General features: G+C 62.3%; 20 protein-coding genes. 6 read left to right on the plus strand and 14 right to left on the minus strand.

Going from position 1 to position 19803, the window contains the following annotated elements:
• The coding region (locus tag VEK15_19365) for an FGGY family carbohydrate kinase (protein ID HXV62867.1) at positions 1 to 1463 on the minus strand (1463 nt) is incomplete at its 3' end.
• 69 nt (positions 1464 to 1532) lie between these two features.
• Here VEK15_19365 and mmuM point away from each other — a divergent pair.
• Positions 1533 to 2486 (plus strand): homocysteine S-methyltransferase, encoded by a 954-nt coding sequence (gene mmuM, locus VEK15_19370; protein ID HXV62868.1) that lies wholly within the window; start codon positions 1533 to 1535, stop codon positions 2484 to 2486.
• Here mmuM and VEK15_19375 read toward each other — a convergent pair.
• The 7 genes from VEK15_19375 to VEK15_19405 form a co-directional block, all read right to left on the minus strand.
• Positions 2442 to 3137 carry a glycosyltransferase family 2 protein gene (locus VEK15_19375; protein HXV62869.1) on the minus strand — a complete coding sequence of 232 codons (696 nt, stop codon included), beginning with the start codon at positions 3135 to 3137 and terminating at the stop codon, positions 2442 to 2444. The two genes, mmuM and VEK15_19375, sit on opposite strands and share 45 nt — an antisense overlap.
• 37 nt (positions 3138 to 3174) lie before the next feature.
• Positions 3175 to 3801 carry a helix-turn-helix domain-containing protein gene (locus tag VEK15_19380; GenBank protein HXV62870.1) on the minus strand — a complete coding sequence of 209 codons (627 nt, stop codon included), beginning with the start codon at positions 3799 to 3801 and terminating at the stop codon, positions 3175 to 3177.
• Entirely contained in the window at positions 3801 to 4820 is a 1020-nt protein-coding gene (locus VEK15_19385) for a P-loop NTPase (GenBank protein HXV62871.1), read from the minus strand. The genes VEK15_19380 and VEK15_19385 overlap by 1 nt, the downstream gene beginning before the upstream one ends.
• A gap of 265 nt (positions 4821 to 5085) precedes the next feature.
• Positions 5086 to 6450, minus strand: a complete 1365-nt coding sequence (locus VEK15_19390) for a tetratricopeptide repeat protein (protein HXV62872.1) — start codon at positions 6448 to 6450, stop codon at positions 5086 to 5088.
• A 141-nt stretch (positions 6451 to 6591) separates the two neighbouring features.
• Entirely contained in the window at positions 6592 to 7509 is a 918-nt protein-coding gene (locus VEK15_19395) for a tetratricopeptide repeat protein (protein HXV62873.1), read from the minus strand.
• Between the two features lie 19 nt (positions 7510 to 7528).
• Positions 7529 to 8836 (minus strand): HEAT repeat domain-containing protein, encoded by a 1308-nt coding sequence (locus tag VEK15_19400; GenBank protein ID HXV62874.1) that lies wholly within the window; start codon positions 8834 to 8836, stop codon positions 7529 to 7531.
• Positions 8837 to 8960: 124 nt separating this feature from the next.
• The gene (locus tag VEK15_19405) at positions 8961 to 10646 is read right to left on the minus strand and encodes a S41 family peptidase (protein ID HXV62875.1); all 1686 of its coding nucleotides are present in this window, start codon (positions 10644 to 10646) and stop codon (positions 8961 to 8963) included.
• Positions 10647 to 10817: 171 nt separating this feature from the next.
• On the opposite strand from VEK15_19405, the gene tatB reads away from it, so the two are divergent.
• Both tatB and tatC read left to right on the plus strand, forming a co-directional pair.
• The gene (tatB, locus tag VEK15_19410; protein HXV62876.1) at positions 10818 to 11120 is read left to right on the plus strand and encodes a Sec-independent protein translocase protein TatB; all 303 of its coding nucleotides are present in this window, start codon (positions 10818 to 10820) and stop codon (positions 11118 to 11120) included.
• A 73-nt stretch (positions 11121 to 11193) separates the two neighbouring features.
• Positions 11194 to 11970, plus strand: a complete 777-nt coding sequence (gene tatC, locus VEK15_19415) for a twin-arginine translocase subunit TatC (GenBank protein HXV62877.1) — start codon at positions 11194 to 11196, stop codon at positions 11968 to 11970.
• Here tatC and VEK15_19420 read toward each other — a convergent pair.
• On the minus strand, positions 11967 to 12623 hold the full coding sequence (locus VEK15_19420) for a protein-L-isoaspartate(D-aspartate) O-methyltransferase (protein ID HXV62878.1): 657 nt from the start codon (positions 12621 to 12623) through the stop codon (positions 11967 to 11969). The genes tatC and VEK15_19420 overlap by 4 nt on opposite strands.
• An 83-nt stretch (positions 12624 to 12706) precedes the next feature.
• Between VEK15_19420 and VEK15_19425 the strand changes: the two genes are divergently transcribed.
• The 3 genes from VEK15_19425 to ubiE are packed head-to-tail and all read left to right on the plus strand — an operon-like array spanning position 12707 to position 15038.
• On the plus strand, positions 12707 to 13213 hold the full coding sequence (locus VEK15_19425) for a hypothetical protein (GenBank protein ID HXV62879.1): 507 nt from the start codon (positions 12707 to 12709) through the stop codon (positions 13211 to 13213).
• A gap of 33 nt (positions 13214 to 13246) precedes the next feature.
• Complete coding sequence (gene aroB / locus VEK15_19430) at positions 13247 to 14341, plus strand: 3-dehydroquinate synthase (protein ID HXV62880.1); 1095 nt, start codon at positions 13247 to 13249, stop codon at positions 14339 to 14341.
• A gap of 4 nt (positions 14342 to 14345) precedes the next feature.
• Positions 14346 to 15038, plus strand: coding sequence for a bifunctional demethylmenaquinone methyltransferase/2-methoxy-6-polyprenyl-1,4-benzoquinol methylase UbiE (gene ubiE / locus VEK15_19435; protein ID HXV62881.1), 693 nt, complete (start codon positions 14346 to 14348; stop codon positions 15036 to 15038).
• 27 nt (positions 15039 to 15065) lie between these two features.
• Here ubiE and argF read toward each other — a convergent pair whose 3' ends face one another.
• From argF to VEK15_19460, 5 genes are all read right to left on the minus strand, one after another.
• Positions 15066 to 15989, minus strand: a complete 924-nt coding sequence (gene argF / locus VEK15_19440; protein ID HXV62882.1) for an ornithine carbamoyltransferase — start codon at positions 15987 to 15989, stop codon at positions 15066 to 15068.
• A 127-nt stretch (positions 15990 to 16116) separates the two neighbouring features.
• Positions 16117 to 17202 carry a prepilin-type N-terminal cleavage/methylation domain-containing protein gene (locus tag VEK15_19445; GenBank protein HXV62883.1) on the minus strand — a complete coding sequence of 362 codons (1086 nt, stop codon included), beginning with the start codon at positions 17200 to 17202 and terminating at the stop codon, positions 16117 to 16119.
• Between the two features lie 12 nt (positions 17203 to 17214).
• Positions 17215 to 18657, minus strand: a complete 1443-nt coding sequence (locus tag VEK15_19450) for a sigma-54 dependent transcriptional regulator (GenBank protein HXV62884.1) — start codon at positions 18655 to 18657, stop codon at positions 17215 to 17217.
• A gap of 27 nt (positions 18658 to 18684) precedes the next feature.
• Complete coding sequence (locus tag VEK15_19455; protein ID HXV62885.1) at positions 18685 to 19215, minus strand: hypothetical protein; 531 nt, start codon at positions 19213 to 19215, stop codon at positions 18685 to 18687.
• Between the two features lie 89 nt (positions 19216 to 19304).
• Positions 19305 to 19803 (minus strand): tetratricopeptide repeat protein (locus tag VEK15_19460; protein HXV62886.1); only part of this gene is annotated, 499 nt, incomplete at its 5' end.

The following is a 19803-nucleotide window of genomic DNA, read 5'->3' on the forward strand; positions in this document are numbered from 1 at the left end:
GGTCCGAGCCCCAACTCCCACCGGGCATAGGCTTCCTCGAGCCTTCCGGGGCTTTTTCTCGAGGGAACGACGATCCCCTTGCGCGCGAGCGGCCCGAGAGCCTCCTCGAAGGATTTATAGTGCCCGGCGCCAATGGCAGCCCCCCGAGCCGCACCCTCGGCGCCGTCCGTGTCGTACAACTCGATGGTGACGCCAGTCACATTCGCAAGAGTCTCTCGAAACGCGGCGCTTTTCAGCATATTTGCGAGGGAGGCCCGCATTACCGTCGCTTCGAGGCCCAATCCCTCGAGAACACGCATCCCGTAGCGAAAGGAAAAGGCGACTCCCTCGAGAACGGCCCGGGCGAGATGTGCACGGCCGTGAGTGTTGAAGTCGATGCCCTCGAACCAGGCGCCCGGTCCACGATTCTCGAGCATCCGCTCCGGTCCGTTGCCAAAAGGATAGAAGCGAACATCGGAGAACGCCTCGGTCGCTTCCTCGTTCATCCTGTCGTAGCCCGGCTCCGAGTAAAGCTTGCGCAGCCAGCGATACGCACTTCCAGCGCCGTTGATGCAAAGAAGAACACCCAGCCGGGTCCTGTCTTTTCCATGGTTCACGTGAGCGAAGCTGTTCACTCGAGACAGGGTGTCGGCCTGCAAGCTGTCGGTAATCCCGTACACGACACCGGAGGTCCCGGCGTTGGCGGCGACTTCACCGGGCTCGAGGACGTTCAGTGCCAGCGCGTTCGTCGGCTGGTCCCCGGCGCGAAAAGTCACGGGGGTCCCGGAAGCCAGACCGAGCTCGGCCGCGGCTCCTTTTGTCAAGCGGCCCTGCTCTCCGAGAGTTGGGACGAGGTCGGGAAGAAGCGCGCCGGGTATCTCGAAGTGATCGAGAAGGAAGCGAGCCGGGCAATTCTCTCGAAAATCCCATAGCGTCCCCTCGGAAAGGCCCGGCACCGTCGTGGCGAAGCGACCCGTGAGCTTCCACGCCAAGTAATCCCCGGGTAGAAGGACCTTGGCGATCCTGTCGAAGGTGGCCGGCTCCCGTTCCTTGACCCACCTCAGTTTCGAAGCGGTGAAGTTCCCGGGCGAGTTCAGAAGGTGCTCGAGACAGCGCTCTCGCCCGAGAATCCCGAAAGCGCGCTCACCGATATCGACAGCCCGCCCATCGCACCAGATGATCGCCGGCCGAAGACACCGGCCGTTCCCATCGACGATGACGAGCCCGTGCATCTGGTATGAGATCCCCACGGCGAGGATGTCACGCGGGGTAACGGTCGACCTCGCGAGCAACAGAGTCGTGGCTTGCCGGACGCAGTCCCACCACGACTCGGGACGCTGCTCGGCCCAACCGGGACGTGGGGCCTCGATGGGCATCTCGTCCTGCGGATAGCTCGCTCGCGCCGCCACCCTGCCCGATTCGCCGTCGAGAAGACAGGCCTTTACCGAGGAGCTGCCGAGGTCATATCCGAGGAAATGTGCCATCGCGCCGAACCTATGCGGTTCCCGCGAGAGTGTCAATCGTCGAGAGACGGGTAAGACTAAGATAAGCGCATGGGCAATCCTCTGGCACAGTTTCTCGACGCCCAGCGATTCGTGATTCTCGACGGCGGCCTTGCCACCGAGCTCGAACGGCGAGGAGCCGATCTACACGACCCGCTCTGGTCGGCCAAGCTGCTCCTCGACGCTCCCGAGATGCTCGAGGAGCTCCACTACGATTATTTCGCGGCCGGCGCCGATGTGGGTACGAGCGCAAGCTACCAGGCGTCGTTCGAGGGCTTCGGGGCACGAGGGATCGATGAATCTGGAGCGGAACATCTGTTGCGATTGTCGGTCGATCTCGTTCGTCGAGCGCGAGAAAGGTTCTGGAGCGACGAAAGAAATCGCGCGGGACGAATCGCGCCTCTCGTCGCCGCCTCGGTCGGTTGCTATGGAGCGATTCTCCACGACGGCTCGGAGTACCGGGGAGACTACGGTCTCTCTCGGGCCGAGCTACGGACCTTTCACGAGAGGCGGCTCCGAGTGCTCGAAGACTCTGGCGCCGACATCATCGCCTGCGAGACGGTTCCATGTCGACTCGAAGCCGAGGCACTCGTTTCCCTACTAGAAGCCCCCGCGTGGATCAGCTTCAGTTGCCGCAACGAGCGCGAGGTCTGCCACGGAGAACAATTCGCCGAATGTGTCCGCCTCGTGTCCCGCGCATCGGCAGTGGTTGCCGTGGGTATGAACTGCACTCATCCCCGCTACGTCTCTAGCCTGCTGGCCATCGGCGCCTCCGACAAGCCCAGTCTGTGCTACCCGAACAGCGGTGAGGTTTGGGACGCCGATCGAAAGGAATGGACCGGGAGCGCAGATTCTTCCTCTATCGCCGAGCTCGCGCGCACGTGGTATCGGCTTGGAGCGCGGCTCATCGGGGGCTGCTGTCGAACCAAGCCCGAGACCATTTCCGCGATTCGCCGGGCGCTAACCGAACAGGTTGTAACGCAAGATGCACCACATCGCCCTTAGGCCGTCACGCCATCCGATCTTCTTCCCCTCGGCGTACGTTCGCCCCGAGTAGGAGATCCCCACCTCGTAGATTCGGTAGCCCATTCTCGCGACCTTGGCGGTCACCTCGGGCTCGAAGCCGAAACCGTCCTCCCGCAGCGCGATGGACTGGATGACCTCCCGCCGAAACGCCTTGTAGCAGGTCTCCATATCGGTCAGGTTCAGATTCGTAAACATGTTCGACAGGAGCGTCAGGAACTTGTTCGCGGCGAAGTGCCAGAAATAGAGCACGCGGTGCGATTCGCCTCCTACGAAACGGCTCCCGAACACGACATCCGCCTTGCCCGAAAGAATGGGTGCGATCAACCTCGGGTAATCCCGGGGATCGTATTCGAGATCCGCATCCTGTACGATGACGATCCTTCCGGTCGCGCGGGCGAAGCCGGAACGAAGTGCCGCTCCCTTGCCTCGATTGCGATCGTGAAGAATCAGCTCGACTCCGGCGGTATTCCCCTTTTCGCGCAGCCGCTCCCGGGTGCCGTCCGTGGAAAAATCGTCCACGACGATGATTTGTTTGCCCTCGATCTCGCTCGAGCGAACCGCTTCGATGATCGCCTCGATGGTGTGGACCTCGTTGAAACACGGAATAACGACAGAAATCGTGGGTGACAAAGAACCTCCAAAAAACGAGGAGCCGGACTATATCAGCTCAAGCTCGTGATTGGAGGCGTCCGATGCGCGCCACGTACGAGCGCGCGATCCGCTGCTCGTCGAGCCCGAGACAGCGCGCTATCTGGAGGGTGAAGTTCTTCAGGTAGATGGGGGCCGGGAGCCGGTCGAGTCGTTCTTCCTCGATATACTCCAGCATCGACCGACCGATCTTCGTCTCTTCCGAAATCGCGGTGAGGTCGATTCCCATCGCCTGCCGCGCCCTCCGGAGGAAGTCCCCGGTGGCCTCCTCTCCCGACCTGAGCTCGGGCGGCGCGGCGGTGACACGCCTCCCGGGGGAAGGGTGACCATCGTCGCCGTCGAAAGGCGAGGCGGAAGAAGCCTCATCGGCGGTGCGGGTTTTCGAACGAGTCCTGCGAGATACGATTCCCATACGCTCGTCGTACATCCGCCGGCTCTCTGCCGCGATGAGGGTATGGTAGGCCTCGGCGATGTAGTGAAAAGTCCCTCGGCGTTCCTGGTCGGTGAGGATGGAGCCGGTGACGAGGGACTCGCAGTGGTAGAGCTCCTTCGCCTCTTCGTAAGCGGCTCGAATCTGCTCGGGACTGGCGTCGTAGTCGACTTCGAGAACCTGATAGTAGTCCCGCTCGCTCAGCGGCGGTAGCATCAATGAGCTCCGCGATAGCTCGCGGAACCGCCGTTCGGACGCAGGAACGTTCGCGCCACTCCTTCGAGGGCCAGGCTCGCGGGCGACTCGGGAAAATCCAGCATGAAGGGTCGGCGCTTCCGGTTTGCCTTCCAAACGTTCTCGTCGAAATCGATCGTACCCACCGCTTCGATGTCGATGCCGAGATGACGGCGGCAGACCGACGCCATCGACTGCCCCAGGCGCTTGTCCTCGGGGTAGCGGACCTGGTTGATGACCAAACGAGGCCTGAAACGCCGCGCGCGTTCTTTGAGGTAGTGCCCCGTCGACTCATCGTAGTCCTGCACGGCTTCCAGGAGATCATAGGGCGTACGGATGCCCCATTGGTTCTTCTGATCCATGGCCTGCTCGACGACGGCGCGCGCCGGACCCGCTTTCAACGAGCACCAGAGGTGGCGATAGAAGCTCATCTTGAGAAACCGGTAGGCATTCTCGATCGAGCTCGGCTCGGGAATGACCACGAGGAGGCCCAACTCGGCCACGAGAAAGAAGTCGACGATATTGAACGAGATGCCGGCGCCGAGGTCGATGAGCACGATGTCCGCATCCACCTGGCCGATCCTGGAGAGCAATCGTACCTTCTGCAGAAACTTGAGATTCGAGGCTGCGAGGTAATCGTGGGCGCCGGTTATCAGCCCCAGGTTCCTGACTCCGGTCTCGAGGATGACGTCCTCGATCCGAGGCACTCGGCGGTTGATGAAGTCGGAGAGCGTTCGCGAAGGCGAGGCCAGTCCGAGGCACGTGTGGAGATTGGCGCCCCCGAGGTCGGCATCGATGACCACGACGCGGTTTCCGTGTCGGGCCAAAGAGATCGCGAGACTGCTCGTGACCAAGCTTTTTCCGACGCCCCCCTTCCCGCCCCCAACGGCGATGATGCGGCTCGATGACCTGCAGTAGGGAATGTACTCGCTCGGTGCATCGCTGGAAACGGGCGTCAGCGGAAGGATCGCCGGCCGCGCCAGCCCGGTCTCGGCTCTCACGCTTACCCATCCCCCGGAGCCCGCAAAACCGCCACGGCTGATTCGTTCTTTTGGTATCGACTCCACGTGGTCTCCCCTTCTCGCTCGAGTAACCGAGTACGCGTCTTCGAGGACGCGATCAGACCCTTGGAACCTGTTGTAAGAATATAAAAATGCTGGCGAGCGCGATTCGCGACAGGGCTCAGCGATTTACCTATCTTTGATGGTAACGAGACGAGACGAGGTGTGTCAAGGGGCGTCCGATCCCGGGCCAAAAGCGAGCGCCCTACTGAGCCACGGCACCTCGTCCGAGCGTAAGCAGCGACGGAACGGGGATGCCGTTCAGGCTCGCAGGGCTGTAGGTCGCGCTCATCAGGGATAGCATCATGAGGGGCGTCGACCCGGTATTGCCCGCCCCCATGTGCGCGGCAACGACTTTCCCCTGGTGGTCGATCAATACGGCAATATAGTTGTTTTCCGCGGATCGACGGGATTCCATTGCCGGTGGGGGCGGGGTTCGATAGCGCACGACCCGCGGAGGCTCGTAACTCTCGGGATCCTTCTCGAAGACGGCCTTCATCGCCACGACGAAGGGCGCAACGTCATGGAGAAGGTAATCGAAGTCCGTTTGGAAAGCCGCACCAAACTGGTCGAGTGCTCGATTCCGATCGTCTTGCAGCGCGTAGAGGTAGCCAAGATGAAGGTGAGCCTCGGTGTCATCAGGAATCATCGTTGCGAGCCCCTCGTACAGATTCTCAGCATCCGCCAGATCGCCGTTATAGGCATGAGCGCGCGCCAGCAAACGGAGAGCCCGGGTCTGGCCCGGGGAAACCAGAAGCACGTCCCCCAGCTCCTCGATGGCCTCGGGGAAGCGGCGGTCTCCAAGCAATGCCTCCCCGATCAGAAGACGCACTTCGTTCCGTTCTCCATCGTTCGTCGGCATGAAGGTTTCGAGCCAACTGACCGCCTGCTTGAACTTGCGATCGGCGATGTAATCGCGGGCCTGCCGTATGGGGTCATCGAGTCCAACGACGCGCTCGAGGTCGTCCCTCCGGGCCGAGGGCTTCAAGATGAAGTGGCGCGCCGGAGCGACTCCGCTTCGGGCGAGGCTTGCGGTCAGGTTGGGATAGAATCCCTCGAGTCTACGGTAGGCCTCGTCGAAATCATCGAACACCCGCAACTGATGCCCTCGGTAGACGACCCCATCGAGCTCGGTCTCGGCCTCGATGGTGCCCATATAGACCGGCCGGTCGGCGGGTACGACCAGAACTGCCGCTTCCGCGTCGCCACTCTTGGGCTTGACTCCGAAGCGCTGCCGGATCGGACGGAACTTGTCGGGCTTGAACGGGTGAACCCGAGGGTAGTACACCGCTTCGATGGAAACGACGTGATAGGTGCCCGGCGGTATCGTTTCGGAAATGTAGCCCAGGCCTTCGCCAACCTCCAGGGTCTGCTCACCGCCGGTGTTGACGTCCCGAAGCCGGACGCGACGCGAGCGAAAATCAGTACTTTCGAACTTGCCGACGAAGCGCCCGAAAACGAGAGATTGGCCTTGCGAGACGATCTCGTTCCAGGACGTGCCCTCGCCAGGATTGTCGGCCCCGACCAGGGCGGCGATCGCGAGGAACGCCACGAAATGAGGCGCAACCATTCTTCCCACAGTGGCCCTCCTCCCGGGCGACCCGAGTCACCCACCCGGACAAGTCCCCAAAAGGCATCATACTACAGAGGTACGCCGGTTCGGCTGTGAACTACGTTACGTTTCGGCTCACCCGTCGTTGGGGCCCATCGCTCAGCGACGTCGAATCGTCCGCAGCTCGGCGAGCGCTTCGGTGGTTTTCCGGGCTTCCGGAGCGGAGCGATCGGCAAACATTGCTTCGGCCTTCGTCAACGACTCTTCGGCGAGGAGGTACTCCTGTCTTTCCAGGTGACGCAGCCCCAGCCGGGAGTGGACGATGGCCATCTCCTGTCGAATCGTAGGGTCGTCTTCGCGGTACATGTGAGCGAGCTCGTATTGAACCAGGGCGTCCTCGAGCCTCCCGCCCGCTCCCGCCAGAAAGCGCCCGTAGGCGAGGTAATGATCCGGCGCGAGCTCGGGAACCGTGGCAGCCGCTTCGGCCGCGGCTTTGTAGGCCCTCTCCGCCTCGGCGAGCTGTCCGGTGCGCTCGAGAAACAGCCCGTAACGATTCTGGGCTTGGGGAAGCTTGGGATCGATGGAAACGGCTTTCTCGTAGGCCGCGTTCGCAAGGACATATGGATCGGTGGCATCTTCGCGCGTCTGGCGCCGTGGACGATCGGCCACGTGTCGGGCGTAGACATCGCCGATACCGACCGAAGCGAGGGCATGCCGGGGGTTCACGGCAAGAGCCCGTCGAAACGCTTCCAGGCTCGCTTGCTCCTCCTCGGAAAGAGGGAGAATGGACGCCGAGGACGCGGCCGCGCGGGTCAAATGACATAGACCTTTGTAGTAAAAAGCATCCGCGAGATCGGGATCGGCCTGCGTCACATGGGCAATTCTCTCGAGAGCCTCGTCGCACTCACCGGACTCGTAGAGCTCGCGAATCGCCACGATCTGGGGAGTTTGCCCCTCGAGCGCGGACGTTCCCGAGAACTGATCCTTGAGCGCCGCGATACGATCGCACGAAGGAACCGACAGACACGCCCCGGCGACCATGGCCAACTGCCAGCAATTGGCGGGCCCCGAAGGCATTTCGACGAATCTTCGTTGACTAAGGGTTCGTGCTCGAGGCCGACCGCCGTCCCTGCTGGAGATGGGCAATCGCCCGGTTGGCGCGATCCGCCACCTCTCCATCCGGATCCGAAAGAAGCGGCTCGAGGTGAGGGATGGCCGCCGGGTCTCCTATGTGCATGAGAACGAGAGCCATCTCTTTTCGGACCTCGGCGACTGGATCCGATAGGTACGTAACCAACTCTTCCAGGAGCGGGCTCCCGAGCTCCACCGCGTACTGGTGCGCCTGCTCTCGGAGTTGCTTGTCGGCCAGAGACAGGGCGACGCGATCGATGAACTCCGCGCGACCCAATCGGGCCAGCGAGAAACAGTAAGCGAGCTGCACCGAGGGATCGGGCTCTCTCAGAAAATCCTTCATCAACCCGGGAACGAGCGCGGGGTCATCCAGTCGCCCCAGTCCCTCGACCGCCCACCGCCGCTGGTGGGCATTCTGACTGGTCATCTGATAGTAGAAGACGCCGCGCGCCTCCGGGGCTCCCATCCGTGCCAGAGCGGCCAGTGCCCGGTCGCCGAGCTTGTTGACGTTCGAGTCATAGATCGACACGAGCTCTGGAGCGGCGGGCAAGTAGCGCATGGCGCCCAGGGAGTCTACGACCGGTCCGGTCAGATCGGTCGGGTGGTCCTTCAACAACGCGCGAAGTGCTTCACCTGCCTCGTCGGTACCGATGGCCCCAAGGGCCTCTACGATTGCGAGACGGACGTCCTTGTCCGGATCGTACAAAGCGGCTCCGAGGCTGTCGACGGCATCCTGTGCTCCCAGCGCACCCAGACTGTACGCAGCCCGCCGCCGCAAGCCGGACTCCCCATCCTGGAGAGATGCCTCGAAAGCCGTCACCACTCGGGGATCGACTGCGAGCAAACCCTCGAGTCTCGGAGTCTGGCTTCGCGGGCCGATCAGAAAGCTCAAAGCACCCCCCAAGCTCGCATTGCCAGCCCCCACGTAGATCTCGAGAAGCCCCACCATCGCCTCTTCTCGAATGGATTTTTCCTCGTCCCGCAGCCCAACGAGAAGGCCGTCGATGGCTTCCGTCGAGTTGAATCCACGAAGCACCTCGACCGTGACCTTTCGCACCTTGGCCTCCGGATCGCGCATGGCCTCGGTCAGCGCCGGGATCGCCTCCGGACGACCCGATTTGCCGAGGGCCTTGGCAGCTTTTACCCGCGTCCCGACGTTGGGGCTTCGAAGATTGGCGACCTCGTCGTGAAAAGAGCTCTGGGCAAGAGCAAGGGCCACCCCCAAGAAAATAGACGACCCTAAGCCCAGGGCGGCCGAAAATCGGCGTCGCATCAGTAGACCTCCAAACGAATGAGTCAGAAGGATTTTAGTTGGAATCGCAACGGGTTGTATGTTAGCAAAAACCCAACGCAGGATCTAGTAGTCCCGCGCTCGTGATTCGAACGTCAAGGATGGTCTACGGTTGTGGCTGCTTCAGCGCCCTCTGGCCCGAAGAATCAGGGACCGCTTCCTCGGTCTGCTCCTTCGTGAATGCGACCGGATCGGTGAGAAGAGACTTGGCCTTCGGCATCGCCTGAAGCGCGGCGGTAATCTGCGGATCGTATTGAACCGCCGCTCTTTGCGCCGACTCGGCCCCCCAAAGAGCGCCGAAGATATCGACTTCGATTCGAAGGCTCAGAGCGTCCCGCTCCGCCAGAAGCTCTTCACGAGAGTAGGCGACACCTTCGCCGTCGAGAAACTCGAAGAAATCCTGCAGGACTTCATCATCGACCCGGAACCGCTCGTCGATGAGCCGGATGTTCTTGGGCCTCGCGGTCCTGATTTCCTCCGGCTGGACGCCGGCTCCATCGACCGAGCGATGGTCGTCTACCGCGGCAAACCGAGTCGCGTATTTGAAGAAGACGTTCTTGGTGTTCAAAGCGAGAATCGAGCTGGGGATCTTCGGGTAGGTCACGACGATGTCTGGTGTGATGCCGCCTCCCCCGAACACCTTTCGACCCGCATCCGTGTATTTGACTTCACCGCTGGCGTCGGGCCGATCCTCGATCCGCGCGTTGTAGTAATAGTCGTCGATCGACCCCGAGTAGTCGCGCTGGATGCTCCGACCGCTGGGCGTGAAATACTGTGCGGTCGTGAGCGCGAGCCCATTGCCCTCACTGATCCGGTAGATCGACTGGACGAGGCCCTTGCCGAACGTGCTCTCACCCACGATGAGCCCGCGGTCGTGATCCTGAATCGCACCGGACACGATCTCGGATGCCGACGCGCTTCCATGCGAGACGAGCACGACGATGGGCATGGACTCATGCGAGCTCGCGCGGTTGGCGAGATAGTCGTAATCCGAGCCGTCGGTTCTGCCCCGGGTGTAGACGATCAGGGAGCCCTTTTTCAGGAATTTGTTCGATACCGCCACCGCCTGGTCCAGTAACCCTCCCGGATTGTCCCTCAGATCGAGAATCAGGTTCTCGGCCCCTTCCTTCTGGAGCTCCACGAGGTTCTCGTGCAGCTCGTCCTCCGTCGTCTCGGTGAAATCCGAGATTCGGAGATAACCCGTGTCGTTACTGATCATGAAGGCGTAGGGAACGCTCCGGAGGTCGATCTTGTCGCGGACGATGGTGAAGTCGAGGGGAAGATCGTAACCGGCTCGCGTCACCGAGATCGTGACTTCGCTCCCCTTCGGACCCCTGAGCCGTTTGACGGCGTCATCGAGCTCCATGCCGCGAGTCTCTTCACCTTCGATCTTGGAAATGACATCTCCCGATCGGATACCGAGACGATAGGCCGGCGTCCCCTCGAACGGAGAAATCACCGTCAGGTCGCCGTCCCGCATCTGAACCGATATGCCGAGTCCGTGGTAGCTCCCCTGCTGCCGCTCCTGGAGTTGCGTGTACTCTTGTTTGGGCAAGAAATTCGAGTGCGGATCCAGGGTACGCAACATGCCCCGAATCGATGCGTGCACGAGCTCCTTGGGATCGATGTCGGTAACGTACTCTTCCTCGACGAGTCGAAGCACGTTGGTATAGCGCCTGAGGAACTCCGTGTATCGATCCACTTTGGCCTGAGCGCGGCTACCGAACAGGCCGCCGACGATCGCGCCGGCGATCACGATGGAGAGAACGACAGCGAGAGCAGACTTCTTCATGAACCAACCGCCTCGTCTACGTGGTTTCGGGCGAACACACCGCCTTCCACATTCCATCCTAGCAGACGGGCCGAACCAAGTAAAACCTGGCCGTTTGGCTTGAGGCCTGGCTCGTCTTATAATGACCTGCCGAAGAAACCTGACTTGGTTTACCGGCGGGAGCGTATCGCCATGCTTGGGCCCATTGGAATGCAAGAGCTCATCATCATCTTCGTAGTCGCCCTCATCGTGTTCGGTCCCAGGAAGCTGCCGCAGCTCGGGAAATCGCTCGGGCGGAGCATCGCCGAGTTCAAACGGGCCAGCAACGAGCTCAGGAGCACGCTCGAGGAGGAGATTCGTGTCGAAGAGACACGGAAAGAGATCCTGGAGCCCATCGAGACCATCCAAAAGGAAGCGAAAGAGGCGGTCGAGAGCGCAAGCCGCGACGAGGTCTCCCCGACCGCCAACGCTGCCCATCAAGAATCGAAGGCATAGCAGGGTGGGCGGAGCACGGCACATCCGCGTGACGATCGTGTGCAAGGCTGGTGTCGACCAGCCGTAAGACCTGATGGCCCAACCCGCTCGGCTTCCCGCCCCCGAAGAGAGCTCCGCGGACAAGATGACGTTCCTGGAGCATCTCGACGAGCTCCGGCGCCGCATCATCTTCGCGATCCTGAGCCTCGCCGTGGCGTTCGTCGCTTGCTTCACGTTCTCGACCCAGATATTCGATTTCCTCATGGGGCCGATGAAAATGGCTCTGCCTCCCGGGGGGGAGCTCATTGCCATAGCGGTTCCGGAGATCTTCGTCCTCCACCTGAAAATGTCGTTCTTCGTAGCCATCCTGGTGGCTTCACCCGCCTGGCTCACGCAGATCTGGCTCTTCATCGCGCCCGGTCTGTACGCGAACGAAAAGAAGTTCGCCGTGCCCTTCATCTTCTTCGGAAGCGCCTTCTTCATTCTGGGCGCGGTCTTCAGCCACTATGTGGTGTTCCCGACGGCGGTGAACTTCCTGACGACCTTCGGCAGCGAGGACATTCAAGTGAAGCCTTCGGTGTCGCAGGTATTCTCGTTCTATGCGAGGGTCATCCTGGGAACGGGGGCCGTTTTCCAGATCCCCACCGTCGTACTGCTGCTCGCGCGCATGGGAATCGTGAGCGCCGCTTTTCTTTGGCGCAATTTCAAGTACGCCGTTCTCGTCATCTTCATCGTGGCCGCGGTCATGACTCCTCCCGACGTCGTGACCCAGATCCTTCTCGCTTTCCCCATGGTCGCGCTCTATCTCTTTTCCATAGGTGTCGCCTGGATCGTGGGAAGGGATCGACAGAAACCGGATGGAAAGGACTAGATCAACGGGACGAAGCGGACGGCGCCCAGTTTCGTGACGCGCCAATCATGGTTCTCTCGCACGTGGAGCTCGAGCTCCTGCTCGTGAGCCGGACCGACGGGAATCACGAGCCGTCCTCCGGGGCCCACCTGTTCGATGAGCGCGACCGGAACCGCCTCCGGGGCCGCCGCGACGAGGATGGCGTCGAACGGCGCCTCCTCGCTCCAGCCCTCTCGGCCGTTACCGAGCCTGAAGCGCACGTTGTGATAGCCGAGCGAGGTGATGAGTTTCTGGGCCCGGGCCGAGAGCTCGGAGACGATCTCGATGGTGTAGACCGCCCGGGCGAGCTCGGCGAGAATCGCGGTCTGATAGCCTGAGCCGGTTCCAATCTCGAGTACTCGCTCCGCACCGGTGAGCGCCAGCGACTGGGTCATCAAAGCCACGATGTAGGGTTGTGAGAGCGTCTGCTCGAACCCGATCGTGACGGGATGGTCGCGATAGGCGCAGTCGAGCTGATCCCCGGGAACGAATCGGTGACGCTCGACTCGGCTCATCGCACCGAGTACGCGACGATCCCGGATGTCTCTCGCCACGAGCTGGTCTCGGACCATATGGGCCCGGCGGGCGGCCATGACGTCGCCGAGAAGCCCATCACCGTTGCCCGATCCGTTCATCACCTGCCGATACCAGGGAAAAAGCTAGCACAAAGGAGGGCTCGAGGTCCGGTTTTCGTCATCTGGAGCAGGAGGTGTAATCGATGAAATTCCTCATGCTGTTCGTCCTCGGGTTGAGCCTCGTCTCTGCGGCTCTCCTTGCAAGAGACTTGACCAGTGTCGCCCGGCGAGAGAAACAGCGCCGCGCCGCGAACGGCCGAGTCGTGCTGTCTTTCGACAACGGTGACCTGGAACGATACCGCGACGGGGACGGCGATGCTCGCGTCGACGTTCCGTCGCGGCGCCTGATGCCATCGTTCGGCAAGCGGAAGGAGCGCGATCTCGAGAAAGAAGAGCAATACTGGCGGCGGGAAGCGCATCGACACGAACGAGAGTTGGCGCGGCTCGACGCCAGTATTCGCAGGCTCGAATGGCGGGTGAGTACCTGGCGAAGGCGTCGCCCTCGCCCCGGGGAGCGCATCTTCGACGATCCGACCTCGACCATGCTGGAAGAGTCCTTGAAGGCGCTACGGGAGCAGCGGCGGCGAACCGAAGAACGTTTTCTCGAGCGAGCCCGGAAAGCGGGTGCCTTTCCTGGATGGCTGCGGTGAAGGCAATTCCGATTCTGGTAAGCTCTCCACCGTATGGCGCCACCGAAGAGTGACGCGCAGGAGCTGCACGACGAGTCCGACCCCTATCCGGTGCTGCTCGGCTCCGGGCTCATAGGGGAGATCGGGCGCCTCGCGCTAGCCTTGTGGCCTCGATCCCGCATCGCCGTCGTCACCCAGCGGCGGGTGGCTAGACTGCACGGCGGCCGTCTGTTCGCAAGCCTTTCTCGCGCTCGGCGGGACGTGGTGCCGCTGTACATGCCGGAAGGTGAGGAACGGAAGAACCTGAATACAGTGTCTGCGATCTACGATCGGCTCATCTCGTCCCGATTCACGCGAGACGACGCCATCCTCGCCTTCGGAGGCGGTGCCGTCGGAGATACCGCCGGGTTCGTTGCCGCGACGTTCTTGCGAGGTATCGCCTTCGCGCAGGTTCCGACGACGCTCCTCGCACAGATCGATAGCGCGATTGGCGCCAAAGTGGGCGTGAATCACCCGCAGGGCAAGAACCTCATTGGAACGGTGTATCGCCCGAGTGCGGTCTGGATCGATCCTGGGCTTCTGAGCACCCTTCCGGATCGTGATTTCCGCTCGGGACTCTTCGAGCTTCTGAAGTACGGGTTCATCGGACGGCCTCAACTCTTGAGACGCATGGCGTCGAAGCAACTCCGGGTCGGGGATCGCGCGCTCGTCGATTCGATCGCCGAGGCGGTGCGCCAGAAGCTAGCAGTCGTTCGCGAGGATGAGCGCGAGCAGGGTCTTCGCCGCATCCTCAACTTCGGCCATACCATCGGGCACGGCCTCGAAGCGGCTTCCGATTATCGCAAGTTGACGCACGGCGAAGCCGTCGGGTGGGGCATGATCGGCGCGGTGGGAATCGGAATGCGTCTCGGCCGTCTGGATCCGGACCTCGGCAGAAAGCTCGAGGGCGCCATCCGGAACGTCGGCCCGCTTCCGCCTCTCCGCGGTCTATCGAAAAAACGCGTGCTCGATGCCATCTCCCGGGACAAGAAAGCGGGATCCCAGGGGCTCCGGTTCGTCCTTCCCGTTGGTTTCGGTCGGGTCGAGATCGTGGACTCCTTTCCGCTGGGGGAGATAGCCCGCTCGCTGGAGACGCTCGGGGTAGGTTGACGCGATGCCCGAGGCGTCCGCTATCCGCAGCATGTTCGAGAGCGTGGCACCCCGTTACGACCTGCTGAATCGAGTGTTGAGCCTCGGAATCGATCGCAGCTGGCGGCGAAGGGTCGTGCGGATGCTCGGGCTGAAGCCGCAACATCGGGTCCTGGACCTCTGCTGCGGCACCGGTGACCTGGCGCTCGAGATCGCGCCCCATGCTTCCTGTATCGGCTGCGACTTCACCTGGAGCATGCTCCGACGCGCGAGAGTCAAAGCGACCCGCCAGACCCGCCGACTCCACCTGGCCGTAGCCGACGCTCTCGAGCTACCCTTCGCCGAGGCTTCCTTCGACCGCGTGACCGTCGCCTTCGGCGTCAGAAATCTCGAAGATATGGGCGAGGGTTTCCGGGAGATGCTCCGCGTCCTGGAACCTGGGGGCGTTCTTGCCATCCTCGAGTTTTCCCAGCCGACCGCGCCCTGGCTCCGAGCGCCGTACCGGTTCTATTTGGACCGCTTGCTCCCGTCCGTCGGCCAGCTGCTCAGCCGACGTGGCGATGCCTATCGCTACCTGGCTGAATCGATCGCTGGGTTTCCCGAGCCCACCGTTCTGACGTCGATCCTGGAAAAAGCTGGCTTCAACGAGGTCGGTTTCGTGCGGTTGACCGGGGGAATCGTCGCCGTCCACCGCGCCCGAAAGCCTTACTCCAAATAGTGCTCGCCGGCTGTTCGACTCGCTCGCTCAAGCTCGCATCAGAAGATAGAGGATGGCCTTCTGCACGTGCAGGCGATTTTCGGCCTGAAGCCAGACCACGCTCTGGGCTCCATCGATGACGTCCGCGGCAACCTCCTGACCACGGTGCGCGGGCAGACAGTGCATGAAGAGCGCATCGGATTGCGCCTTTCGCATGAGGTTCGCGTCCACCTGATAACCGCGAAACGCGGAGAGGCGCTCGGCCTCCTCCGACTCGCGCCCCATCGACAACCACGTGTCGGTATAGACGGCGTCGGCCCCTTCGGCCGCCGCGGATGGATCCTCCGTCAGGACGACGTCGATGCCCGCATGCTTGGCCTCGCGGTTCACGCTCTTCAGGATGATGGACTTGGGCTCGTAGCCGGCGGGGGTTGCCACCGCGATGTTCATCCCGACTCGGGTGGCTCCGTAGAGGAGCGAATGGCACATGTTGTTTCCGTCGCCGATATAGGCGAACTTCCGACCGTGGAGAGGGCCCTTCTTCTCGGTCAGAGTAAAGTAGTCCGCGAGCGCCTGGCATGGATGGAGCAGGTCGGTAAGGCCGTTGATGACCGGAACCGTGGAATGTTTCGCAAGCTCGACGAGATCGCTGTGGGAGCCCATCCTCCCCACGATCCCCTGGGTGTAGGCCGAGAGAACGCGCGCGGTATCACCGAGGCTCTCCCCGCGACTGAGCTGAAGGTCGGAGTCTCTCAACGGGATTGCCACCCCTCCGAGCTGGGCCATTGCGACCTGAAACGAGACCCGCGTTCGAGTGGACGGTTTCTGAAAAAGGAGGGCGAGCGTCTTGCCCGACAGGGTCTCCCGGTATTTTGCGCCGGACTTCTTCATATCGGAGGCGAGCCTGAAGATCTCGACTACGTCCTTGGAGGTGAAATCGCGGAGCGAGATGAGGTTCCTGGGTTCGTTCAAAGGTTTATCGGCCCGTCCGCTTTTCGGGACGAATGCGTGTGTGCGTTCCGGCTCAGTATGAGTCGAGTCTAGGAGTCAGCCGGCCGCCTTGTCAAGTTGTCGGCAGCAGCCAAACAACCGATCGGTGTCAGGGAGTGGTCACCGATCGGGTGTCGAGGCCGGCACTGACGTTACGCGGGTTCACGTTCGTCGAGAACGTCTTGCGAATGAAATTGTCCTCGATTCCCGGACTCGGGCCTTGGGACGCTCCCTCCATGTTCGAAGAGACCGACCGCGCGGTAATCGTAACCCTCACGCTCGAGAGCATGTTCTCGGAAGTCAGCGGCGTTCCCTGAGCGATGTCCAGCACGGGGTTGGGAGGATCGTCCTGCTCGAATGGTGCGGCGACGCCGATGACGTAAGCGATCTCGAAGTCGTCGAGATAGCCGACCGGCCTCGGCTGGTTCTGAAAATCGACGTCGCGCATGAGCACCTGGGGCGGCGGGCCGTTGTAGAGCGCCGGGTCGTCGGTTCGCGTGGAATACCGAACGACTGACACGGGAGTGATCTTGGAAACTTGAGCGAATTCCGGCCTCGGCTCGAAGTCTACGGGGATGGGCGCGTTGCCGTCTCCTCCTAGATGATTGCTGTAGGCGGGGTCGAACGACCCGTAGTCGAGTGTGACCCGGGCCTCAAAGGTGGGATTGGTGGCGTCCTCGTTGACGGCTGTCACTCGGGCCATGGCCCACTGAACCGTCCTTCCGCCTCGGTCGTCGTGCGGCACATCGTTGTAGAGGACGACCATTTCGTCGACGTTCAGATTCGTCGTGTTGGCAACCAGGACGACATCGTCTCCCTCGAGCCGGGCGACCGGTTCCGGTCCGAGAAACACGTTACCCGCATATTGAAAAGTCCCGATGAGCTCGAGGACATCCGTGGGGCTCTGATTCCCGGCGCCGTTGATCCTGGAGAACGCCGGGAACTCGGGAGGTAGTCCTGCTCCCGCCTGCAAGATGTCCTTCGACACCATGTCGAGAGCGGACCGGGCGTTTTGTTGAAGGTCGGCGACCTCGGGCTCCCGCTGAAAGGATCGCTGGCCGCGCGTGAGCAGACCGAAGACGGCCGCCATGACGGCGAGCGTCACGAGGATCGAGACGAGTACCTCGACGAGCGTAAATCCTTGGGCCGAAGCGCGAGCTCCGCCCCTATGCCCCCACATGCTGTTGTTCTTCATTGACCCCTTATCCTATGTCGTACCGGTGCTCGCGGACAGGGCCCCTTCCAGGCCGTACTCCCGCAGTTTATGGAGGAGAGTCTTGCCGCTGATATCGAGATGCTCGGCCGCTTGCGCCCGGTCGAAACCCACCGCGTTCAGCACCTGCAAGATCTTGGCTCTTTCCGCCCGTCTCGCCGCCCTTCGGCTCACGTCGGAAAGGCTCCCCTCCAAGTCGAGGCCGGCGGTGTCATGGCGAGCGGCGGCCACTCCCAACCCCAGCTGTTCCGGCCTGAGCTCGTCGCCGTCGCAGAGGATCACCGCCCGTTCGAGACAGTTGGCCAGCTCTCTCACGTTTCCGGGCCACTCGTAGGCCACGAGGAGATCGATACACTCGGGAGGAATGGCGATTCGAGCTTTGTTCATCTCTTTACACAAGCGGTCCACGTAGTACCGTGCCAACATCGGGATGTCACTCGCTCGTTCTCGGAGCGCGGGTATGGTAACGGGGAATACCGAAATTCGGAAATAGAGATCCTCGCGAAACTCGACGGCCGCCACCGCTCGCCTGAGGTCTCGATTCGTCGCGGCCACGAGCCGGACGTCCACGTTCAGCGTTGCCGTCCCACCGACCCGTTCGAAAGAGCGCTCCTGGAGCACCCGGAGAAGCTTCGACTGAAGCGCCAAGGGGAGCTCACCGATCTCGTCGAGCAGCACGGTTCCGCCCGAAGCCAGCTCCAGCTTCCCGAGCTTTCGGCTAGTCGCTCCCGTATAGGCACCCTTCTCGTGGCCAAAGAGCTCGTTCTCGAGCAGCTCCCCGGGAATGGCGGCGCAGTTGATTGCGATGAACGGGCCATCGCGCCGATTCCCCAGATGGTGGAGCGCTCTGGCGAACAGTTCCTTGCCGGTTCCACTCTCCCCGAGCAGCAGCACGGTGGTGTCGGAACCGGCGGCTCGTTGTAGCGCAATGCTCGCGCTCTGGAGTGCCGGGTGCTCGCCCACGATCTCGGGAAATCCGAACCGCGCCGCGTACTCCTCCTTGAGAATGAGGTTCTCCATCAAGAGCCTACGCTGGTTAACGGCTCGCTCGGTGATCACGAGGAGGTGGTCCGTGTCCACGGGCTTCGCCAGAAAATCGAATGCCCCCTCTTTCATGGCGGACACCGCGTCTTCGACCGAGCCGTAGGCCGTCATGACGATGACGGGCACGTTCGGATCGGCCTCTCGCGCCGCCGCGAGCACATCGCGCCCGCTCCCGCCCCCGGGAAGGCGGAGGTCGGTCAGGACGACCGAGATGCGAGACGAGCCGAGCAGGCGACGAGCCTCGCTAACAGTCCTGGCGTCCAGGACGCGATACCCCTGGGCCGCCAAGGTCCGGCGAAGCATCGTTCGCAGTGAATCGCGATCCTCCACCACGAGGACATCTGCGCCCGCACTCGCTCGCGCGGGCTGGTTCTCGGTTTCCAGAGCCGGCATCGCTTGAATCAGGGCTGAGACGTCCTTCTAACGGACCCAACCCGGCGGCACGCCCGCACGACGCGCTTCATCCTGGATCGCCGCGAGCTCCGCTCGCGCCGCCGCCAGCTGCTGCTCGGCGTCCTGCCTTTGTGCGAGGTTGTTCTGCCCTCGGGGATCGACACCGTACCTCTGTCCTTCACCCCAGTTCTCGTCGGAGATACGCTTTTCGAGCGAAGTGACCTTCTCCCGGGCCGCGTTCAAGCGATTCTGCCAGTAATCACGCGTTCGGGTCTCGTCTGGGGCCGCCGCTTCGCCTTCGACCGGAGGCGACGTCTCCGGGCTCTCGCCCGACTCGCCCTCGGAAGATTGATCCGACGTGACCGTGGACGAAGTGGCGGGCAAGCCGCCGTAGCTCCTCGAAAGCTCGCGTTCGGTGATGACCCGTGAGGCTTCCGTCTGGTTCTTCTCGCGCCGCTCCTTCTCCTTCTTCGCGACATCTACGAGCGATTGGGCCCCGGCGGCCACCGAGCCCGCGACGAGAAACACGACAAGTAACGACAGATTCCGAGCTTTCATCGCAATCCTCCTCCTTGTGACGCCTCTTGGCTCCGATCGGCGCCACTGGACGCCCTTCGACTCGCCGGCGCGAGCCCAAGGCCGAAGGGTCATAGGATCTGTTCTGATTCCGTCTCCTGGCCCGATCCGGTCGTGCCTCCGACCTGGGACGTTTTGGCCAGCGCCCTCCTGGCAATCTCGAGCCGTTCCCGAACCACGGCGGCTCGCGGGTCGTTCGGGCTCGCGTGCTCGAGATAAGCCTGATAGGCGTCGAGCGACTCGGGAACTCGATCGGCTTTCTCGTACGCCTGCGCCAGGCTGAACCGGAAGTCCCCGTTCGTCGGTTCCACCGCAACGGCGGCCTCGAGCGGCCCAACCGCCTCACCCGGCCTTCCCGACAGCAACTCGGTTACCCCAAGGGCGTGATGGGCGACAGCCGAGTTGGGGTCGAGCTGGATAGAGGCCTTGAGAGCATTCCGGGCCTCGTCGAGCCGGCCGGCTTCTTTGAGGCTGACACCGTACTCGTAGGCAAACTCTGGATCGTCGTTCCGGGCCCTTCTGAGAAAATCCGCCTGGGCGAGAGCGGTCTCGTTGTCACCGAGCTCCCTC

The sequence above is a fragment of the Vicinamibacteria bacterium genome (genome assembly GCA_035620555.1).
GTDB lineage: Bacteria > Acidobacteriota > Vicinamibacteria > Marinacidobacterales > SMYC01 > DASPGQ01.

Coding starts and splice junctions, on each gene's coding strand:
- VEK15_19445 (HXV62883.1), bottom strand. CDS start 17,202: ATGAAGAACAACAGCATGTGGGGGCATAGGGGCGGAGCTCGCGCTTCG.
- VEK15_19380 (HXV62870.1), bottom strand. CDS start 3,801: ATGCTACCGCCGCTGAGCGAGCGGGACTACTATCAGGTTCTCGAAGTC.
- tatB (HXV62876.1), top strand. CDS start 10,818: ATGCTTGGGCCCATTGGAATGCAAGAGCTCATCATCATCTTCGTAGTC.
- VEK15_19420 (HXV62878.1), bottom strand. CDS start 12,623: ATGAACGGATCGGGCAACGGTGATGGGCTTCTCGGCGACGTCATGGCC.
- VEK15_19390 (HXV62872.1), bottom strand. CDS start 6,450: ATGGTTGCGCCTCATTTCGTGGCGTTCCTCGCGATCGCCGCCCTGGTC.
- mmuM (HXV62868.1), top strand. CDS start 1,533: ATGGGCAATCCTCTGGCACAGTTTCTCGACGCCCAGCGATTCGTGATT.
- VEK15_19455 (HXV62885.1), bottom strand. CDS start 19,215: ATGAAAGCTCGGAATCTGTCGTTACTTGTCGTGTTTCTCGTCGCGGGC.
- aroB (HXV62880.1), top strand. CDS start 13,247: ATGGCGCCACCGAAGAGTGACGCGCAGGAGCTGCACGACGAGTCCGAC.
- VEK15_19400 (HXV62874.1), bottom strand. CDS start 8,836: ATGCGACGCCGATTTTCGGCCGCCCTGGGCTTAGGGTCGTCTATTTTC.
- tatC (HXV62877.1), top strand. CDS start 11,194: ATGGCCCAACCCGCTCGGCTTCCCGCCCCCGAAGAGAGCTCCGCGGAC.
- VEK15_19425 (HXV62879.1), top strand. CDS start 12,707: ATGAAATTCCTCATGCTGTTCGTCCTCGGGTTGAGCCTCGTCTCTGCG.
- VEK15_19405 (HXV62875.1), bottom strand. CDS start 10,646: ATGAAGAAGTCTGCTCTCGCTGTCGTTCTCTCCATCGTGATCGCCGGC.
- VEK15_19395 (HXV62873.1), bottom strand. CDS start 7,509: ATGCCTTCGGGGCCCGCCAATTGCTGGCAGTTGGCCATGGTCGCCGGG.
- ubiE (HXV62881.1), top strand. CDS start 14,346: ATGCCCGAGGCGTCCGCTATCCGCAGCATGTTCGAGAGCGTGGCACCC.
- VEK15_19450 (HXV62884.1), bottom strand. CDS start 18,657: ATGCCGGCTCTGGAAACCGAGAACCAGCCCGCGCGAGCGAGTGCGGGC.